Origin of the sequence: Ascidiimonas meishanensis, assembly GCF_037782385.1 — a bacterium.
GTDB classification, from domain to species: domain Bacteria; phylum Bacteroidota; class Bacteroidia; order Flavobacteriales; family Flavobacteriaceae; genus Ascidiimonas; species Ascidiimonas meishanensis.
On the sequence record NZ_JBBEXD010000052.1, the window covers coordinates 1 to 699 of the forward strand.

The 699-nt window shown below is 31.5% G+C and carries 2 protein-coding genes; both read left to right on the plus strand.

Going from position 1 to position 699, the window contains the following annotated elements; all coding sequences use genetic code 11:
- Positions 1-214, plus strand: a 214-nt coding sequence (locus tag WBG07_RS19380; protein ID WP_340203787.1) for an acyl carrier protein, incomplete at its 5' end; no start/stop codon positions are given.
- A 30-nt stretch (positions 215-244) separates the two neighbouring features.
- A partial coding sequence (locus WBG07_RS19385) for a condensation domain-containing protein (RefSeq protein WP_340203789.1) occupies positions 245-699 on the plus strand: 455 nt, incomplete at its 3' end.

Sequence of the window (699 nt, forward strand, 5' to 3'; positions counted from 1 at the left end):
AGCAGAAAAGATCAGTACCACCCATAACTTCTTTGAACTGGGGGGAGATTCTATTAAGGCCATGCGCTTATTCACAAAAATAAATTCAACATTTGACATCACTATAAGTCTAACAGACTTATTTGAATATCCCACAATAAGTAGGCTCCACAGCTATATTGATCTATTAACGATAAATATGGATGAAAGTGACTATGAAGAATACACTCTTTAAAAATAAAATAGACTCCTATTATATAAAATAATGGCATTAGCAAATAAAGAAATAGTCAGATTATTGCAAAACGCAAAAAATGAAGGAATACTAATCTTTCTGGAAGATGATGCGCTAAAATTAAAAGTAAAAAAGGGATCTAAACCTAATAAAAATATACTAGCTCAACTTAAAGATTTCAAACTTGAAATAATTTCATTTTTGAGAACTAGGGAAAATGCACAATCGGTATCATCAAAAAAACTACTAAAAAAGCGGGTGGATAATTTTACAATTAAAGATGCTATTCCCTTGTCGTTTTCACAGGAGAGTTTATGGTTTCTTGATAAAATTGAAGGTACAACAAACTATCATTTGCCTTCTGTATTGCGTATTACCGGAAAACTAAATTACGAACTTTTATCTTCCTGTTTCAAACAAATTGTTAATCGTCATGAATCACTACGCACCGTATTTCTGGAAAAAGAAGGAGTTGGCTACCAAGA